The organism is Vibrio sp. MEBiC08052 (assembly GCF_001506075.1).
Classification (GTDB): domain Bacteria; phylum Pseudomonadota; class Gammaproteobacteria; order Enterobacterales; family Vibrionaceae; genus Vibrio.
On record NZ_KQ947475.1, the window covers coordinates 1938787 to 1956670 of the forward strand.

15 protein-coding genes and 4 tRNA genes are annotated in these 17884 nt (G+C 46.6%); 6 read left to right on the forward strand and 13 right to left on the reverse strand.

Annotation, left to right across the window (positions count from 1 at the left end):
* Nucleotides 1–203: 203 nt before the first annotated feature.
* The 11 genes from pheT to VRK_RS08470 all read right to left on the reverse strand — a co-directional run bounded on the left by pheT (nt 204) and on the right by VRK_RS08470 (nt 9973).
* Nucleotides 204–2591, reverse strand: coding sequence for a phenylalanine--tRNA ligase subunit beta (gene pheT / locus VRK_RS08420; RefSeq protein ID WP_059120947.1), 2388 nt, complete (start codon nt 2589–2591; stop codon nt 204–206).
* An 18-nt stretch (nt 2592–2609) separates the two neighbouring features.
* Nucleotides 2610–3593 carry a phenylalanine--tRNA ligase subunit alpha gene (gene pheS / locus VRK_RS08425; RefSeq protein ID WP_059120948.1) on the reverse strand — a complete coding sequence of 328 codons (984 nt, stop codon included), beginning with the start codon at nt 3591–3593 and terminating at the stop codon, nt 2610–2612.
* A 373-nt stretch (nt 3594–3966) separates the two neighbouring features.
* A tRNA-Gly gene (locus VRK_RS08430) sits at nt 3967–4042 on the reverse strand.
* A gap of 10 nt (nt 4043–4052) precedes the next feature.
* Nucleotides 4053–4139, reverse strand: a tRNA-Leu gene (locus tag VRK_RS08435).
* A 262-nt stretch (nt 4140–4401) separates the two neighbouring features.
* On the reverse strand, nt 4402–5520 hold the full coding sequence (locus VRK_RS08440; protein WP_059120949.1) for an ATP-grasp domain-containing protein: 1119 nt from the start codon (nt 5518–5520) through the stop codon (nt 4402–4404).
* Complete coding sequence (locus VRK_RS08445) at nt 5508–6767, reverse strand: F390 synthetase-related protein (protein ID WP_059120950.1); 1260 nt, start codon at nt 6765–6767, stop codon at nt 5508–5510. Before VRK_RS08445 ends, VRK_RS08440 begins: the two co-directional genes overlap by 13 nt.
* Nucleotides 6764–7627, reverse strand: a complete 864-nt coding sequence (locus VRK_RS08450; protein ID WP_059120951.1) for an MBL fold metallo-hydrolase — start codon at nt 7625–7627, stop codon at nt 6764–6766. The genes VRK_RS08445 and VRK_RS08450 overlap by 4 nt, the downstream gene beginning before the upstream one ends.
* Nucleotides 7596–8582, reverse strand: coding sequence for an NAD-dependent epimerase/dehydratase family protein (locus tag VRK_RS08455; protein WP_059120952.1), 987 nt, complete (start codon nt 8580–8582; stop codon nt 7596–7598). Before VRK_RS08455 ends, VRK_RS08450 begins: the two co-directional genes overlap by 32 nt.
* Entirely contained in the window at nt 8579–9574 is a 996-nt protein-coding gene (locus VRK_RS08460) for a ketoacyl-ACP synthase III (protein ID WP_082671347.1), read from the reverse strand. The genes VRK_RS08455 and VRK_RS08460 overlap by 4 nt, the downstream gene beginning before the upstream one ends.
* 229 nt (nt 9575–9803) lie before the next feature.
* Nucleotides 9804–9879: transfer RNA gene (locus VRK_RS08465), tRNA-Gly, on the reverse strand.
* Nucleotides 9880–9899: 20 nt separating this feature from the next.
* A tRNA-Cys gene (locus tag VRK_RS08470) sits at nt 9900–9973 on the reverse strand.
* Nucleotides 9974–10235: 262 nt separating this feature from the next.
* Here VRK_RS08470 and VRK_RS08475 point away from each other — a divergent pair.
* On the forward strand, nt 10236–10478 hold the full coding sequence (locus tag VRK_RS08475; protein ID WP_059120953.1) for a TIGR02647 family protein: 243 nt from the start codon (nt 10236–10238) through the stop codon (nt 10476–10478).
* 9 nt (nt 10479–10487) lie between these two features.
* Nucleotides 10488–11318, forward strand: a complete 831-nt coding sequence (locus tag VRK_RS08480; protein ID WP_059120954.1) for an NAD(P)H-binding protein — start codon at nt 10488–10490, stop codon at nt 11316–11318.
* Nucleotides 11319–11367: 49 nt separating this feature from the next.
* Here VRK_RS08480 and VRK_RS08485 read toward each other — a convergent pair whose 3' ends face one another.
* Complete coding sequence (locus VRK_RS08485) at nt 11368–11949, reverse strand: thymidine kinase (protein ID WP_059120955.1); 582 nt, start codon at nt 11947–11949, stop codon at nt 11368–11370.
* Between the two features lie 130 nt (nt 11950–12079).
* On the reverse strand, nt 12080–13852 hold the full coding sequence (gene aspS, locus VRK_RS08490; protein ID WP_059122713.1) for an aspartate--tRNA ligase: 1773 nt from the start codon (nt 13850–13852) through the stop codon (nt 12080–12082).
* Nucleotides 13853–14187: 335 nt separating this feature from the next.
* Here aspS and VRK_RS08495 point away from each other — a divergent pair, with 335 nt between their 5' ends.
* The 4 genes from VRK_RS08495 to VRK_RS08510 all read left to right on the forward strand — a co-directional run bounded on the left by VRK_RS08495 (nt 14188) and on the right by VRK_RS08510 (nt 17872).
* Entirely contained in the window at nt 14188–15057 is an 870-nt protein-coding gene (locus VRK_RS08495) for a DUF72 domain-containing protein (RefSeq protein ID WP_059120956.1), read from the forward strand.
* A 103-nt stretch (nt 15058–15160) separates the two neighbouring features.
* Nucleotides 15161–15889: a carboxy-S-adenosyl-L-methionine synthase CmoA gene (cmoA, locus tag VRK_RS08500; RefSeq protein WP_059120957.1), complete on the forward strand. Its 729-nt coding sequence runs from the start codon at nt 15161–15163 to the stop codon at nt 15887–15889.
* A 106-nt stretch (nt 15890–15995) separates the two neighbouring features.
* Entirely contained in the window at nt 15996–16967 is a 972-nt protein-coding gene (cmoB, locus tag VRK_RS08505; RefSeq protein ID WP_059120958.1) for a tRNA 5-methoxyuridine(34)/uridine 5-oxyacetic acid(34) synthase CmoB, read from the forward strand.
* Between the two features lie 107 nt (nt 16968–17074).
* Nucleotides 17075–17872 carry an ATP-dependent zinc protease family protein gene (locus VRK_RS08510; RefSeq protein ID WP_059120959.1) on the forward strand — a complete coding sequence of 266 codons (798 nt, stop codon included), beginning with the start codon at nt 17075–17077 and terminating at the stop codon, nt 17870–17872.
* The last annotated feature ends 12 nt before the right edge of the window (nt 17873–17884 follow it).

A 17884-nucleotide genomic window follows, 5' to 3' on the forward strand; every position in this document is an offset into this window, starting at 1 on the left:
ATAAATTGATGATTCAATCGAGAAAAAATGGCGTATTGCATGGGGAACATACAGTATAACCGATTGATTATTATCATAATAATGTCAAATTCATATCAAAAGTTCAAATATGTGAACTCATCGTATCTGAAAATTTATCTTTTCCATAAAAAACAGGCTGGTGCCATACATTCACCAGCCTGTTTATACAGCAATAACAAAGGTTAATCGCGCAGAACCGCACCATATTGTTCAGAAGCCGCGGCAACAATTTCGCTCACTACCGCAGAAATTTCAGCTTCTTCGAGTGTCCGTTCTGCAGATTGCAACGTCAACGCAATCGCCAAACTCTTCTTGCCATCTTCAACCCCTTTGCCGACATAAACATCAAAGAGTTTTGCTTCTTTCAGCAGTTGCCTGCCGGCATTTGCACAAGCTGCAACCACTTCACCAGACGTCACCGTTTGGTCAACCACTAAAGCGATGTCACGACGGTTCGCCGGGAATTTTGAAACAGATGCAATTTCTGGAATCAATCGTTGGTTCAACCCACTCCATTCAATCTCAAACACAATAGTTCTGCCATTTAAGCCAAACTTACGTTCAACTTCAGGATGCACAGCGCCAATCACACCGATCTGCCGTCCTTCATAGTAGATTGCAGCGGCCTGCCCCGGGTGCAGTGCCGGATGTTGAGTTGCAGCGAATGAATAAGCGCTTGAATTTGCGGTCAGCTCCAGAATCGCTTCCACATCACCTTTGGCATCGAAGAAATCAACGGTTCGACTCTCCATATTCCAGTGTTCTTCTGTCTGAGTACCTGCAATCACGCCGGCAAGCATCGTTTCCTGACGAATCCCCTGTTCAGCCTGTTGATCCGGAATAAAGCGTAACCCCTGCTCAAATAAACGTACACGAGGTTGCTGACGCTTCTGATTATGAGCCACTGTATTTAACAGCCCTTGAATTAAGCCTAATCGCATCGCCGACATATCCACTGAAATCGGATTGGGTAGTACCAGTGGCTCGACATCAGGGACAATCAGTTTTTGTTGTTCCGGTTCAACGAAACTATAGGTAATCGCTTCATAATAACCACGATCAACTAACAGATCCCGAACGCGCTTCAGTGGCAAATCAGCTTCTTTGTGCCGGTTCATCGTCAACGCAGCTTGTGGTGCTTGAAGCGGAATATTGTCATAACCGTACAGACGACCAATTTCTTCAATCAGATCCTGTTCAATCGCAATATCGAAACGCCATGTCGGTGCGACAGCATGCCAACCGCCTTCAATCGTGGTTACATCCATCCCCAAACGAGTCAGAATTTCAACCACATCTTCATCAGAGATAACATGCCCTAATAGACGATCAAGCTTTTCACGGCGAAGTGTCACTTGATTTGGTTGTGGCAGATGTGATTCAGATTCAACGACCACAATTGGTGCGGCTTCACCACCACAGATACTGAGTAGTAACGCAGTTGCTCGCTCCATCGCATTGGTTTGTAAAGCATAATCAACACCGCGTTCATAACGCATCGAAGAATCCGTATGCAAGCCATAACTTCTCGCACGCCCACGAATACTATCCGGTGTAAAAAAGGCGCATTCCAGTAAAATATCTTGAGTCTGTTCATTAACGCCAGACTCTTCACCACCGAATACACCAGCGATCGCAAGGGCTTTCTGATGATCAGCAATCACCAATGTATCATTGTTCAGGGAAACTTCAGCACCGTCTAACAGCGTCAGTTTTTCATTCTGCTCTGCCATCCGTACAACTATACCACCTTCAATCTTAGTCAAATCAAAAGCGTGCATCGGCTGGCCTTGCTCTAACATGACATAATTGGTCACATCAACAATCGGGTCAATCGAACGCAATCCGCTGCGACGCAGCTTTTCCTGCATCCATAATGGTGTTTTGGCATTAAGATCGACATTTTTCACAATGCGGCCCAAATAGCGAGGACATGCATTCGGCGCTTTCACATCAATTGCAATCTGCGCATCGATTGAAGGCGCGACAACTTGAAGATCAGGAGAAGAAACGTCCATTCGGTTCAAAGCGCCGACTTCACGAGCCAAACCTCTTAAACTAAAACAATCGGCACGATTGGACGTTAAATCCACATCGATAGTGACATCATCTAATTGAAGGAACGTACGAAAATCCATACCGATCGGTGCGTCGGCAGCAAGTTCCATAATGCCGTCTGATTCAACATCGATACCGAGTTCTGAAAATGAGCACAACATACCGTGAGAAGGTTGACCACGCAGTTTCGCTTTTTTGATCTTAAAATCACCCGGTAAAACAGCACCGACCGTTGCGACAGCGACTTTCAAACCTTGACGACAGTTTGGCGCACCACAAACAATATCGAGCAGAGCCTCTTCACCGACGTCAACTTTCGTCACACGGAGTTTATCTGCATCAGGGTGTTGACCACATTCGACCACATGGCCAACTTTGACACCGGTGAATGTCCCGGCAACAGCAGTCACATCATCAACTTCAAGACCTGCCATTGTAATTTGATGCGCCAGTTCGTCTGTCGTAACAGAAGGATTCACCCACTCGCGCAGCCATGATTCGCTGAATTTCATTCTAATTTCACCCCTGAATTACTTGAACTGTTTGAGGAAACGCAGATCATTTTCGAAAAATGCCCGCAGATCATTGACTCCGTAACGCAGCATCGTCAGACGCTCGATTCCGATCCCGAAAGCAAATCCGGAATATTTTTCAGGGTCAATACCAACACTACGCAAGACATTCGGGTGGACCATGCCACACCCTAATATTTCAAGCCATTTTCCGTTTTTCCGTTTCACATCAACTTCTGCCGACGGCTCAGTAAACGGGAAGTAAGAGGGACGAAAACGAACTTCCAACTCTTCTTCAAAAAAGTTACACAAAAAGTCATGCAAGATGCCTTTCAAATGCGCAAAGTTTACATTCTCATCAATCAGCATTCCTTCCACCTGATGGAACATCGGTGTATGTGTCTGATCATAATCGTTCCGATAAACACGGCCGGGTGCAATAAAGCGTAGCGGGGGTTGGCTGGCTTCCATCGTTCTGATCTGTACACCAGACGTATGAGTTCGGAGCATTAATTTAGGATTAAAGAAAAAAGTATCGTGATCGGTTCTGGCCGGATGATCTTCTGCAATATTCAGTGCATCAAAGTTGTGGAAGTCATCTTCAATTTCCGGGCCGGACTCAACGGTAAATCCAAGTTCACCAAAGAAGCTTTCAATGCGTTCGATAGTCCGAGTGATCGGATGAATACCGCCATTTTCAATCCGATGTCCCGGCAGGGTTACATCGATGGTTTCGGCAGTCAGTTTTTGTTCTAATTCTGCACGCTGCAGCGCTTCTTTTCTGGCAAAAATAGCTTGCTGAACCGTATTCTTGGCAGCATTAATTTCCTGACCGGCCGTTCGACGCTCTTCTGGTGGTAATTTACCCAGATTTTGCAACTGAGCAGTCAGCTCACCCTTTTTACCCAGATACTGAACACGAACTTCATCCAATGCATTCAGCGTGTCAGCAGCCTGAATTGCCGCACTTGCACTGGCAATAATCTCTTGTAGATGTTGCATCGTTTCCTCATCTGCCTTGCTTGGCAGTTCCCACAAAGGTTCTTTCGGTTTCCCGAACAATTCTTAGGTCTAATAAAAATAGCTATACATAGTACCCAAAGCCGCTTGCAAAGCCAAATTGTAATCGTTTTTCATGTGGTTATTGAACAATAATTCAACAGGATTTGATGACACAAATTTACGGTCATGATTCTATTGAAGCATCACACAGGAAGAATCGGATGGGATTAGCACTTGGCCGGATAGAATATAATGACAAGAATCAGGATTGAATCACAAAAATACGATAGAAGATAATCACTTGTACCAAGATGGAATTGAGATAATAAGCCGAAAGGGAAGAAAACAATATGTAAGGAATGAGAATACAAACTGGAGCGACATACGAGGTTCGAACTCGTGACCTCAACCTTGGCAAGGTTGCGCTCTACCAACTGAGCTAATGTCGCATTTCTTTGATGGTGCCCCGGGCCGGACTTGAACCGGCACAGCGCGAACGCCGAGGGATTTTAAATCCCTTGTGTCTACCAATTCCACCACCAGGGCGGAGCATATCAAAGCATTACCTCACTTGAATGATTCCTGAAAGGCAATCACCGCTGAGGAACGAAACGTACTTTACTGGATTCAAAATTTTCGTCAACAAGAAAATACAACATGATGAACTGTATGGCTAAAAATCGGTCTATTGCCGCATTTTTGGTGACTTTCTTAAACAGATTTATGCTTTATCCCACAGTGAACAGGCACTCTCCCGAATACAGAATAAAATACGCAAAACCACCACCACAGGTCTCATACTGACATGTCAGGCATGATAAATCTGTCCATTCCATTCGATATCATAAGTTGATGCCTGACTGAGGGAAATCCGCTGTTTTCTTGCTTGTCGGTAGAGTTCTGAAAAACTCAATAACGGCGCTAAGGGGGGCAGATCTTGTTGGTAACGCTGCATAATATTTTTACCGGAAAAATACCCCTGCCACCGTCGATAACTGAATAACGATGAAACGCCACCTGCCAGAAATATCATGGCCCCGAGATGATACAGCGATGCCAGTTCTGGTTGAGCGAAGACAAAATGAGGCTCAGCCGACTGACAGAATGGCGCAACCAAATGCAATCCACTCGTGGCCCGCGGGTTACACTCAATCACATATAACCCCTGCTGATCACGAATAAAGTCAAACGAAACCTGACCGTGGTAATTAAACCTTTGGCCAAATGCACCCATGAATTCTGTAATCGCGGGGTCGTCTATCGGCTGAAACGCACTGGCCGCAGACTGATTGACACAAAGTCTCGGGTAATAGGCCTGATGAACCCGCATCTGTCCGTGTTCAAATAAGGCATAGTTGCAGATCGGCTGCCCTTCAATTTTCTGTTGCTGAACCCAAGGCATATCAGCCGTGATATTTATCGTTGCTAAAGCTTGCGGTGTGACATCACTGATCACTTGCACGCCAAAACGGGAATAAACCGGCTTCAACACCGTCTCCTGCCCACAGACCACATCACAACGATCCATGATCAACCGGGTCGACGGCAGAGAAACTTGGGGCAAGCCGGATAGAGCCTCAAACACCGTATATTTGTTGTGTAGCGTGAATAGTAACGCAGCATCCGGCATCAGCCAGTCAACCTCGGGCCTTTGCTTGGCAATGTCAGCAAGAAAAAACACTTCTTCGCAGGTCGGCACGACCATATCAATGTCAAACCGATCAATAATATCGAGGATTTGCGTCTGATAATCTGCAAAGGAAAAGCGCGGAGAGCTGGTTTGAACATAACCTTCAATCTGTTTCAGAAATGATCCCAGCGGCTGTTTCAACGCATCGGTCATGATCACCCGATGCCCCTGTCGACAGAAAATATTTGCCCACTCAAGTGCCACCGGCGCACGGGCTCCGGTAATCAAGACTTGCATTCATTCACCACTCGTCGCTGTTTATTCATCGGGTGCCAGTCGGGTGGCGGTGCATATTCACACGTAACAGATACCCGCCCCAATCGCTGAAATAACCCAAATAACGCCTCCCGAATTACACCATGAAACTGAGGAGCCACTTCAATTTTTAAGTGACTGGCTCCGGTTTGAGTAATGCGATAATCCACGCGTTCTTCTATCGCAAGTGTTACCGCGCGATAGATCAGATCCGGCAATACTACGGTTTGTGCCCCGCCCTGCTCTAACACCAGACAATCACCACAGCGCCCGGCAATGGCGCCAAGCGGTTCAAATGGCGCTTCGTCTTGTTTCGCTGCAATCACATCATCCAGCTGATAACGGATGATCGGCTGGGTTCGACGGCGGAAATCGGTAATGATTGGACTGTAATGGGTCTTTTCCGGATTTAACCAATGTTTCTCAATATGCACGATATCCTGATTCCAGCGCATCTGCCCTTGCATATCCGTACAGGCGAGAAATCCTTCCGTACACTGATAGACTTCGTGCAGTTCACCGGCGAAGGTCTGTTCTATCAGAGCCCGATCTACCGGTGTTAGTACTTCTGCCCCGGATATGATGCGTGCAGGAGACATCTTCCGTTCACCGAATGTACCGCTGTACATGGCACAAAACTGTAGCGCCTGCGCACTACCAATCAATAAGGTCGGCTGAAAGCGATCCAACGCCCGAATCCAAACGTCATAAGGTTGATTTAAATCGGCGTAAAAGAATTGAATCGGCCCTCTGGCAACAGTTTTATATAACGGGCTGTTCGCCCGGAGCGCCAAAGCAATACGATGTTTTTGCCATAAATTAGGTAAAAGCTTGCCCAGAATATTACCGGCCCAAAGCTGTTTCTCGCGATGATCGGCCAGAAAAAGCCCTCGCTGTCCGGAGGTTCCCGAGGATAATCCGACGGTCACACCATTAACCACCGATTGTTCAAACCGTCGGGATTGCTCAGCTTCGAGCGCTACTGACATCAGTCGATCTGCATTTAACCCCCGGGTATTGATCGTATCCAGATTAGCCATCATCAGCGATTTATTCATGATCGGAAATGCTTCAAGCGGCTGATGACGTAACGACTGATAAAAAGGTGAATGTTCACAGACCCACTTTAGATGCTGTTCTAATTGTTTACCTTGCCAAGACAGCACCTGAGCACGAGAAGCAAATCGGTGGTAACGCGCAAATGCAAACTGGCGTAACGAAGTCATCATTGTATCCAACCTTGTTCGCAGAGTGAGCGAATACTGGTCAGACAGTGAGAAGGCACAAACTGAATCTCCGCCTTGCCGAGTCGATAGCATAACCTCAGTTGCGCCAATGTCTGGCGATAAGCTTTGGTGTCCTCACAGATAATATTTGCCAGCCAGTGCTGATCCAGATTGTCACTGAGGCTCTCGATCAACCAACAGGCATCCGCTAACAAAAATATCCATTGCGCCTGCAATCTGACTAACATTCCTATCTGCCCGGCAGCATGTCCGAGCAGGCTAACCAAATAAAGCGAGCCATCATCAAACAGGTCTTTACAATACAGTTCAACACCGTGCAACTGCGGTAACAGAGCGTCGATCGGGAGATCAAATTGATCATGAAAATGCAACTGTTGGTGAATATCATCCGGAATCAGTTGACGTAAATAACCCCTTCTGACCCCACTGAAACGACCGCTATACTTGATGGCATCAAAACCCATTTTTGAACAATGAATCTTTGCCTGACCAAATTCACTCACCGCAGCAATATGATCGGCATGGAAATGAGATAACACCAGATGACCGACCTGTGATGTCTCAATCCCGACACGGCCCAACTGCGCGGTAATATCTTCCCCATGCTGCAAATGACACGGGGTTGTCCATGCATAAAACCTTTCCGGAAAGGTGCGTGTGGCATTAAAGAAATGTTGGTGATAGCCGGTATCAAATAGCACATAGCCCTGCTTAGGATGTTTGATCAAAGCGACAGCCGCAGGGAAAGCTCTTGGTTTGAGACCGCTGCCGGGTTTGACGACAAATCCCGGATGAACACAATAGCCACCTTCAAAGATTTTGAGTTGCAAACCATCTGACATATTGCTCGATTCCTTGTTTGATTGTGACATGTGGCTGATAACCTAATATTTCTCTGGCTTTGGTGATATCCAACGTCTGATGGTGATGGAGAAGTCCGGCGCTGTAGCAAGTCAAACGCGGTTCAGGATGGGCCGGAAGCCGCTGCCGAATCCATTCATTCAGTGTCAAGAGTGGGCGCAAAACAGGATAAGGAAGCCGTCGGATGGTCACCGGATGATTTAGTGCCGTCAATAACTGTTGTAACAGTGTTTCAACCGGCATTGGTTCACCGTTCGTGATATTGAAAATCTCCCCGTGTGACAAATCCTCAATTTGAGTACAGGCCAGCATGGCTGCCTGGGCAACGTTATCGACACAGGTTAGATCGACCACCGGATTACGTGCCGATGGGAGCAACAGTTGTCCGCGGAATACGCTACTCATGACACGCGGGACAATCGCTCGGTCATTGGGACCAAAAATCCCCCGCGGACGTAAAATAATGCTTTTGATCGGACTATTCGCGACAACACGTTCCGCGAGATATTTGGTTTTTGCATAGTCATTACACCATTGACGCGCCAGCGCATCATTTTCGGTAATGGCCCATCGGTCAGCGTAGTCAAAATAAACACTGGTAGTGGAGATATGCACCAAATGTGGCACATTCTGAATGCGGGCCGCTTCAACCAGATTCTGGGTAGCCGCCACATTCGCTTGAAAAAACTGCGCGTAAGTTCCCCAAGGGCTGGATAGTGCCGCACAGTGAATAATAGCATCCACACCCTTACAAGCATCGATCAATGCTGTCCGGTCATTTAAATCCAGTACATACGCAACGGCGGTATAGTCACGTTCAAGCTGACGTGCAATATCCGCATTTCTGGCGATAAAACGGAGTTGATGTTGCTGATGAAATAACCGTATCAGCGCGCTACCCAACATGCCGCTGCCGCCGGTAATGAGAATTTTCATAGACAAATCAAACCCATGCCAAGTGATAGCCCGGCAGCAGAACCAATCAGTAACACACGCTTGCCCTTCGTATCCGGTTCATTTCTCAGCAGGTGGAGATTAATCGGAATGGAAGCGGCGACCTGATTGCCCAACGTTGAAAAACGGTTGATGACCTGCGAGGCTGAAAATCCGGTGATTTTGGGCATTTTTTCTAATGCCCGGAAGCTCGCCTGATGGGGCAGCAAATAGTCAATATCGTTTTGAGTCACTTGGGCCTGAGCCAGCCCATGCTTCAAAAACTCCGGTAATACCTGAGCCACCTTGCGAAATAAATTTTTACCATCCATAAAAAAGCGACAAACATTGAGATTTTCATCGTGAGATATTCGGTGAGGATTGAGAAAACTGCCACCCCCCGGAATCTGACAATACTGATATCCTGAATGATGGGTTTCAAAGCGGCGAGCGATGAGTCCGGGACTCTGCTCATTTGCTGCAAGTAAAAATGCTGCCGCACCGTCAGCAAACAATGTGGCCGTTTCTTTCTGCGGTGGAAAAGAGCGGTTTAGCGTCACACCTGTTGCCACCTCACTGGTAACGATCAGAATACGCTGATAACGCTTGGCTAAAAAAAGGCTGTGAGATAAATCCAGTGCCGTTAAAAATGACAAACAGGTGCTGTTTAAATCAAAACTTTCGACACCGAATGGTGCATCAAGAGCAGCCAGCAATGCGGAAGCATCATAAGGTAATGACTGATGATGCGTTCCGCTGGCATAAATCACCAAGTCGATATCAGAGAGGTTTAATTCTGTCTGGCTTAAGCAATCTTCGACCGCCCTACGCCCCATTTCGATCGCGCTTTCCGTCTCTCCGGCAACATGCCGATACTCAACACCAAATCTTTTTTTGGACGTCCCGACAGGCAGCGCCAGAAAAGCGTCCATTTGCTCCGAAGACCAACGATTTTTAGGTAAATAGATACCACTGGAAACAATATCGAATGCCATAAATTTTCATTACACCAAAATAAAAAACAGTGTTCAAAATACTATGAAGAGGCGTTTACGTCTAGCCCATTTCATTGTTTATCATCACAACATAGGCTCAAGTTCACATTCTGATTGACGCAATGTGATTGAACGAGAATGAGAAAATCGCAACGTGAATAAAGAATATAAAGACAAACTGACGACCATAATATGTCTTATCAGAAAGTGATATTGAGGAAATAAAATCTGGAGCGACACACGGGGTTCGAACCCGTGACCTCAACCTTGGCAAGGTTGCGCTCTACCAACTGAGCTAGTGTCGCATTGAAATCTCAGAAGAGAATGGAGGCGCGTCCCGGAGTCGAACCGAGGTCCACGGATTTGCAATCCGCTGCATAGCCACTCTGCCAACGCGCCGACCTGAACATATCGAAAAGATAAAATCACCATCTCTGATACGGGTTCGCATTCTACGGATTCACCCAATTCAGTCAACAAAATTTTTGGCTTTTTGAATTATTTGCCTATTTTACACTCAAACGATGCAAATCTCGCCAATTGGCCGAATAAAATCTGTCAGATTCTCCTCCTGACATAACAATTTCAACATTCAACTGTTGCGATATACAGCGGTTATTTCTATGGTAATGTCATCCATTTGTGAATAGGTGAAATCACTATGAAATTTACTGCGCAGCAACTCAATGAGCTCAATTTACTGCTTCAGTTTGATCTGAATAGTCGTGATACTGGTATCAAAGTCCACAAAACTGCTGAAAAGAAAGTACAGGATGCTGTTGAAGCTCTCTATCGGAAAAATCTATGTACCCATCCGGACGGTGGTTATTTAACCGATGAAGGCATTGAAATCGCTCAGGATGCCGACCGCATTCTTCGAGTTCTGGCTCAGGAATCGGAATAAATACCCAACATGACGAAACATATCACAATCATTGGTGCCGGCTGGCTTGGTTTACCACTGACACATCATTTGTCTGATTTTTGCCGTGTTTTCGCCAGTAAAACCACACCAGCTGGCGCTGATGCCCTGAAACTTGAGGGCATACGCAGTTTCTGCTTCCATTTCGAACAGTCCGAAAATCCTTTATCTGAAACGCTTGCAGCCCAGAATGCAGAAGTTGTGATTGGCTGCTTTCCTCCCGGATTCAGGCAGAATAAACAGGATGAATATGCGCATTATTGGGGCTATCTGGCTGAACAATGCAAAATCGCGCAGGTGAAAAAGTTAGTGATGATCAGTACGACGGGTGTTTATCCCAACCATCCCGGTATCATGACTGAACAAGATGCGAGCCTGACACTCGCGCGGGAAAATGCTGATTTCAGTGAATCAGCCCGGGTTTTACTCACGGCCGAACAGCATGTGATCGATAGCGGGTTAGATTATGCCATCCTGCGCTTTAGCGGATTAATCGGCCCTAAACGCCATCCTGCGCGCTTTGTCCCTAAACTCAAACAAGTCAGCTCGCTGGCACCGGCCAATATGCTGCATCTTGATGATGCCATTGGCAGTATCCGTTATATTCTTGAGCAAGGGCTCTCGGGGATTTTTAATGTCACAACCCCGGAAACCGTCAGCAAAGCGGAGTTTTATCAAGCGGCACTAGACACCGTATCATCAGAAGCGAATCTGCCACCGATTGTCGCGCAAGAAGATAAACAAGTCAGCAGCGATAAACTTTGCCGTTGCGGTTATCAATTCCATTATCAACACACGCTGGATGCACTTCGTTACCTATAATCATCTGTTATTTATAATAATTCGTTATTTGTAAACAAAAAGGGGCCAATCACAGACGCCCCAACGCCTCTTTATAGTGTTTCCGACATACCGATACATAACGGTCATTGCCACCGATATCAACCTGAGCCCCTTCGGCAATCGGTTGTCCTTGTGCATCAACACGTACCACCATGTTGGCTTTTTTACCACAATGGCAAATGGTTTTCAGCTCAACCAGCTTATCTGCCCAAGCTAACAGATACTGACTTCCCGGGAAAAGCTCACCTTTAAAATCAGATCGCAATCCATAGCACAGCACCGGGATACCAAGTCGATCCACCACATCCGTCAACTGATACACCTGTTCTTTTGACAGAAACTGACATTCGTCGATCAAAATACAGTCCACTTTCATCTGCTGATGTAATTGGTCGATTTCTTCAAATAGATTGGAAGTCTCACGAAAAAGATAAGCCTCTTCTTCTAACCCGATTCGGGAGCTGACTTTACCGACCCCGAATCGATCATCAATCGCTGCGGTATAAATCACGGGATTCATGCCCCGCTCCCGATAGTTAAAAGAAGATTGAAGGAGTGTGGTCGATTTCCCTGCATTCATTGCAGAGTAATAAAAATACATCTGGGCCAAAGTATTTACCTGTGTTCATAATCGGGCAATCTCAATATGAGCCAAATTGCCTGTACAACTTATTTCTTTTCTCAATACCGAATACGAAAAAGGTGGCAATCAGCCACCTTTGTTACATCATTTCGCTTAATTAAACATTTTCAATTTTGGCACGCACAGCAATCGCCAGCTCTTCAAGTGCCGCGGGGTTTGCCTCGCTTGGCGCTTCAGTCATCGGGCAAGCTGCCGCGGTTGTCTTCGGAAATGCAATCACGTCGCGGATATTTTCTGTGCCGCAAAGCAACATCACCAGACGGTCAAAACCGAAAGCTAAACCGGCATGAGGCGGTGTACCGAATTTCAGAGCATCCAGCAGGAAGCCGAATTTCCGGCGTTGTTCATCTTCTTCGATACCTAAAATATCAAACACAGCAGTCTGCATCGCAGAATCATGGATACGAACCGAACCACCACCGACTTCATAGCCATTCAAGACTATGTCATAAGCATTTGAATTCACATTTACCGGATTGGCTCTCAGCTCATCTGCTGTGACACCTAATGGTGAAGTGAACGGATGGTGCATCGCATGAAGCTGACCTTCGTCATCTTCTTCAAACATTGGGAAATCAACCACCCAAAGTGGCGCCCAGGCAGACTCATCAGTCAGTGACAAGTCAGTCCCCAGTTTTAACCGCAGCGCACCCAACGCTTCTGACACAACGTTGGCTTTATCGGCACCGAAGAGAATGATATCGCCGCTTTGCGCCTGCGTACGTTCCAGAATCGCTTCAATCACCGACTCAGACAAGAATTTAGCCACCGGTGACTGAATCCCTTCCAGACCAGCGTCACGATCGTTGACTTTCAACCATGCTAATCCTTTCGCACCGTAGATCGATACAAACTCACCGTATCCGTCAATCTGTTTACGCGTCAGGCTTGCACCACCCGGGACGCGAATCACGGCAACCCGGCCTTTGGCATCATTGGCAGGGCCAGCAAAGACTTTAAACTCAACATCTTTGACTAAATCAGCAACATCGACCAGTTCCAGCGGGTTACGCAGGTCAGGCTTATCACTGCCGAAACGACGCATGGCTTCACTATATTTCATCACCGGAAATGCGCCCAAATCGACATCAAGTAGCTCCTGCCACATTTCGCGAACCATTTTTTCGGTCACAGCACGGACTTCGTCAGCCGTCATAAATGACGTTTCAATATCGATCTGCGTAAATTCGGGCTGACGATCGGCCCGTAAGTCTTCATCACGGAAACACTTCACAATCTGATAATAGCGGTCAAAACCGGACATCATCAGCAATTGCTTAAACAACTGAGGTGACTGCGGCAATGCATAGAACTTGCCTTTATGAACCCGACTCGGTACAAGATAATCCCGCGCCCCTTCCGGTGTTGCTTTGGTCAAAACCGGTGTTTCAATATCGAGGAACCCTTGCCCATCGAGGAAACGGCGCACAAAGCTTGACGCACGCGCACGTAATTTGATGCGGTCACTCATTTCCGGACGACGTAAGTCCAGATAGCGATATTTCAAACGCTGCTCTTCAGAGTTTTTCTGATTAAAGTCCAATGGCAACACGTCAGAGCGGTTGATAATTTCCAGCTCAGTGGCGAGAATTTCAACTTCTCCGGTCGCCATATCGCGATTAATCTGAGAATCCGGACGCGCTCTGACTTCACCGGTCAAACGAATACAAAACTCACTACGCAGTTGGTTCGCAACCTCAAAGACATCTGCCATATCAGGGTCAACAACAACCTGAACTAGTCCTTCACGATCTCGCATATCAATAAAGATCAGGCCGCCCAGATCCCGACGACGATTCACCCAACCACAAAGTTCTACATTCTGCCCGACAAGGGACTTGTTTAGGTGACCACAATAATGGCTACGCATAATGAGTTTCCCAATTTCCAATAACTGATTCAAATCTTCACTGCCCGCTTGAATTTCCAAACCAGCGGACAACAACAAAATATCCTAAATAACCGTGCGACTGTTCAACCACGTGATTCCGACATACAATGCCGATTCAATATTTGATGATCACGTTACATTGGTTCACGCTGTATTCGATGACTCGGTAACTCTGAAGATCATCGTTGCGCTCATGACTCAGTCGCAGTGCTCACCGTGCATGACGGTGTAAAGAAATAGGCGCTGATTATAGCGCTAAAAGACCGGCTTCTTCAAAACGATATCGCGCATTTGACACAATTTAAATCGAAAAAATGACAAACACACTTCCTATTCGACTCGGACTGACACTCTGGTCACACCCACAATGGCAGCAAACCCTGTATGGGCGAGGCACTTCCGTTGCCGAGAGACTCGAAAAGTACGCGCAAGTTTTTCACACTGTCGAAGGGAATACAACATTCTATGCATCCCCTTCCCCCACGACGGTTGCCAATTGGAAAGCAGCGACCGGCCCGGACTTTAGGTTTACCTTTAAATTACCCAAACAAATCACCCATGAGTTGATGCTGAATGGTTGTGAAGATTTACTGAACCATTTCATGCAATTAATGGCGCCCCTTCACGAGCGGGTTGGTCTGTGGACGATTCAGCTCCCTGCGGCTTTCAGTCCGGCACATCTTCCTGCGTTGAAACGTTTCTGTCGTTACTTTCCGGCTGATTATCCCTTGGCCGTCGAAGTCCGTCATCCGGCCTTTTTTCATAAAGGCCCTGAAGAAAAACAATTCAATCAATGGCTGGTCGAAACTCAGGCGGATCGCATTATTATGGATAGTCGCCCGGTATTTGCCGCGCAGCCGGACAGCGATGCGATCATCGATGCGCAAAAGAAAAAACCCCGGGTTCCCGTTCATGCCATTGCAACAGGGAATCGACCGATGATTCGTTTTATCGGCCACCCGGAGATTGCGGAAAATGGTGCCTTTTTCGCACCTTGGATACAGAAACTCCCGACGTGGGTCGCTCAAGGGAAACAACCCTATCTGATGATTCATACTCCGGATAACCAGCAGGCTCCCGAATTGGCGCAACATCTTTATCAGCAGCTACAACAGCAGATCGAACTACCTGATCTTGCTCCTTTTCCGGGAGCGGCTGCCACCAACCAGATCAGCATGTTCTAATCGGCTCCTGATGACAACCACACGGTTATTGCATAAAATACGCCCCTTTTCTTGGTTCCGTCCCTTGATTGGCGGTTTGTCATAGAGATATCACGAGGCTTACATGAGTCATAAAGACACCATCTATTCAGCACCGATTCAACAGATCGGAGACTTTACATTCGATGAGCGGGTTGTTGAGGTCTTTCCTGATATGATTCAGCGTTCCGTTCCCGGTTACAATAATATTATTTCGACCATCGGGATGCTGGCAGAACGCTTTGCCAAGCCAAATACCAATATTTATGATCTCGGCTGTTCTCTGGGGGCGGCAACCCTTTCGATGCGTCGCCATATTCATCACGAAGGTTGTCACATTATCGCGGTCGATAATTCATCCGCGATGGTTGAACGTTGTCGAATGCATATTGAAGCCTATCGCTCCGATACACCGGTCAAGGTGATTGAAGCAGATATCCGGGATATTGAGATCACCAATGCCTCCATTGTAGTGCTGAATTTTACCCTCCAGTTTCTGTCTCCGGATGATCGCAGCCAGTTGTTGGAAAATATCTACCGGGGATTACGTCCGGGCGGTATTCTGATTCTGTCTGAAAAATACCGCTTTGCGGACACAACAACCAATGATCTACTCATCGACTTACATCACGAATTCAAACGGGCCAACGGCTACAGTGAGCTGGAAATCAGTCAGAAACGCAGCGCCATTGAAAACGTCCTCCAACCGGATACGATTGAAACGCACAAAAATCGTTTCGCCCGAATTGGTTTCCGTAGTTTTGACGTTTGGTTCCAGTGTTTCAACTTCGGTTCAATGTTTGCTATCAAATAATGTTGGCAGGGCAAATTAATGATTTGCCCGACTTCAGGCGAAACAGCGCCTTGCTCTGCTGAGGATACTCCCAGTTTTATTTTTCGTTCGCAGGATACTCGATTCAATGTTTAACTTTGCTAATTTTTATCAGCTCATCGCGCAAGATCAACGCCTCCAGCCATGGCTGAATGTTTTACCTCAGCAACTGACGGATTGGCAAAACGATTCGCACGGAGATTTTGAGCGCTGGCTGCGGTCATTGAATAAACTCCCGACATTCACTCCGGATCAGGTTGAACTGCACACTGAAGTTGCCATCCGGAATCAAATCCCCTTAGCCGCGGGAGAACAGAAAAAGCTGGAAAACCTGCTGAAAACATTTCATCCGTGGCGAAAAGGGCCTTATCACATTCATGGCATTCATATTGATACTGAATGGCGTTCAGATTGGAAATGGGACCGTGTTTTACCGCATATTTCTCCGCTGAAAAACCGAAATGTACTCGATGTCGGCTGTGGTAATGGCTACCATATGTGGCGGATGCTGGGAGAAGGTGCTCGTCTTTGTATCGGCGTTGACCCATCTCACTTGTTTTTGATTCAGTTCGAAGCAATACGCCGGTTAATGGGAAATGACCAGAGGGCTCATTTATTGCCATTAGGTATCGAAGCACTTCCCAAACTAGAAGCATTTGATACGGTATTTAGTATGGGTGTTCTGTACCATCGTCGTTCACCATTAGACCATTTGTTACAGCTAAAAGATCAACTTGTTGCGGGCGGAGAACTGATTCTGGAAACGTTGGTTATTGAAGGCGATGAAAGTGCGGTGTTGGTTCCGAAGGATCGCTACGCGCAAATGCGAAATGTGTACTTCTTTCCTTCGGCACTCGCATTAAAAGTGTGGCTGGAGAAATGTGGATTTATTGATGTTGTCATTGCCGATGAGAACGAAACATCGACAGAAGAGCAACGAACAACCACATGGATGACACATAACTCATTGCCCGACTATCTAGACCCGGCGGATCCGAAGCAAACAGTTGAAGGCTATCCGGCACCGAGAAGAGCGATTCTGGTTGCCCGTAAACCATAATTGACATACATCTAACGCGCAGTATAAAAAATCAGAGTACGCTAGACCGTGGAAATCACCACTGAATGCTTTATATCAATCATAACAACTAAAGAATTAGGTTACTCATGTTTAAACGACTTGCACTTGTGGCCGCGATATCCACACTAGCGGGATGTGTCACAACAGAGGAAAGAAATTTACATCAAGAGACAATCGCAGCTATTCATGGGACAGAAAGCAACATTAATCAGCGCCTGACCAATCTAGAATTGCAGTCGAGTAATCAAGTCGATTACATCGATAGTCTGGAAAATGAAGTTTCTTCCTTAAAACAGCAAATACATAAACTCAATCAGAATCACTATCAGCATTCATCACTGCAGGAGATTAATCCGACCCAATCACTGCAACATCTCGTTTCATCTGATCCGGCGCCGGCGAATAAGGTCATCCTCGGGCAGGTTGAACGAATCAGTATCGAATCGATCAAACAAAAATTCGATGCCCGGGTGGATACAGGGGCTGCAACGTCGTCTCTGGACGCTACAGATATTGAAGAATTTGAAAGAAATGGGAAAGATTGGGTTCGATTCCATTTATCGGGCCGGAATGAACAGGATGCGGACAAAGCAGCGGACAAAAAAAATGCCAGCGATAAAGCCGCTAAAAAAGAAGCCAAAGACAACTGGATCGAAGCACCCGTATTACGCTATGTCAAAATTCGACAAGCCTCAACGTCGGAAACCGAACGACGAGCTGTTGTTGAATTGTGGATAAGTGTCGGGAATATTCGTGAACGGACAGAATTTACTCTTGCCGATCGTTCCCAAATGTCACACCCAATCTTATTGGGGCGTGAATTTCTCCGCGATATCGCGCTAGTGGATGTAAGTAAAAAATTCGTTCAATCCACGGCCAAATAATTATCTGGTGAG

Excerpts from the sequence above, each read along its gene's own strand:
- pheT (WP_059120947.1), bottom strand. The coding sequence starts at position 2,591 with ATGAAATTCAGCGAATCATGGCTGCGCGAGTGGGTGAATCCTTCTGTT.
- pheS (WP_059120948.1), bottom strand. The coding sequence starts at position 3,593 with ATGCAACATCTACAAGAGATTATTGCCAGTGCAAGTGCGGCAATTCAG.
- VRK_RS08440 (WP_059120949.1), bottom strand. The coding sequence starts at position 5,520 with ATGCAAGTCTTGATTACCGGAGCCCGTGCGCCGGTGGCACTTGAGTGG.
- VRK_RS08445 (WP_059120950.1), bottom strand. The coding sequence starts at position 6,767 with ATGATGACTTCGTTACGCCAGTTTGCATTTGCGCGTTACCACCGATTT.
- VRK_RS08450 (WP_059120951.1), bottom strand. The coding sequence starts at position 7,627 with ATGTCAGATGGTTTGCAACTCAAAATCTTTGAAGGTGGCTATTGTGTT.
- VRK_RS08455 (WP_059120952.1), bottom strand. The coding sequence starts at position 8,582 with ATGAAAATTCTCATTACCGGCGGCAGCGGCATGTTGGGTAGCGCGCTG.
- VRK_RS08460 (WP_082671347.1), bottom strand. The coding sequence starts at position 9,574 with ATGGCATTCGATATTGTTTCCAGTGGTATCTATTTACCTAAAAATCGT.
- VRK_RS08475 (WP_059120953.1), top strand. The coding sequence starts at position 10,236 with ATGAAATTTACTGCGCAGCAACTCAATGAGCTCAATTTACTGCTTCAG.
- VRK_RS08480 (WP_059120954.1), top strand. The coding sequence starts at position 10,488 with ATGACGAAACATATCACAATCATTGGTGCCGGCTGGCTTGGTTTACCA.
- aspS (WP_059122713.1), bottom strand. The coding sequence starts at position 13,852 with ATGCGTAGCCATTATTGTGGTCACCTAAACAAGTCCCTTGTCGGGCAG.
- VRK_RS08495 (WP_059120956.1), top strand. The coding sequence starts at position 14,188 with ATGACAAACACACTTCCTATTCGACTCGGACTGACACTCTGGTCACAC.
- cmoA (WP_059120957.1), top strand. The coding sequence starts at position 15,161 with ATGAGTCATAAAGACACCATCTATTCAGCACCGATTCAACAGATCGGA.
- cmoB (WP_059120958.1), top strand. The coding sequence starts at position 15,996 with ATGTTTAACTTTGCTAATTTTTATCAGCTCATCGCGCAAGATCAACGC.
- VRK_RS08510 (WP_059120959.1), top strand. The coding sequence starts at position 17,075 with ATGTTTAAACGACTTGCACTTGTGGCCGCGATATCCACACTAGCGGGA.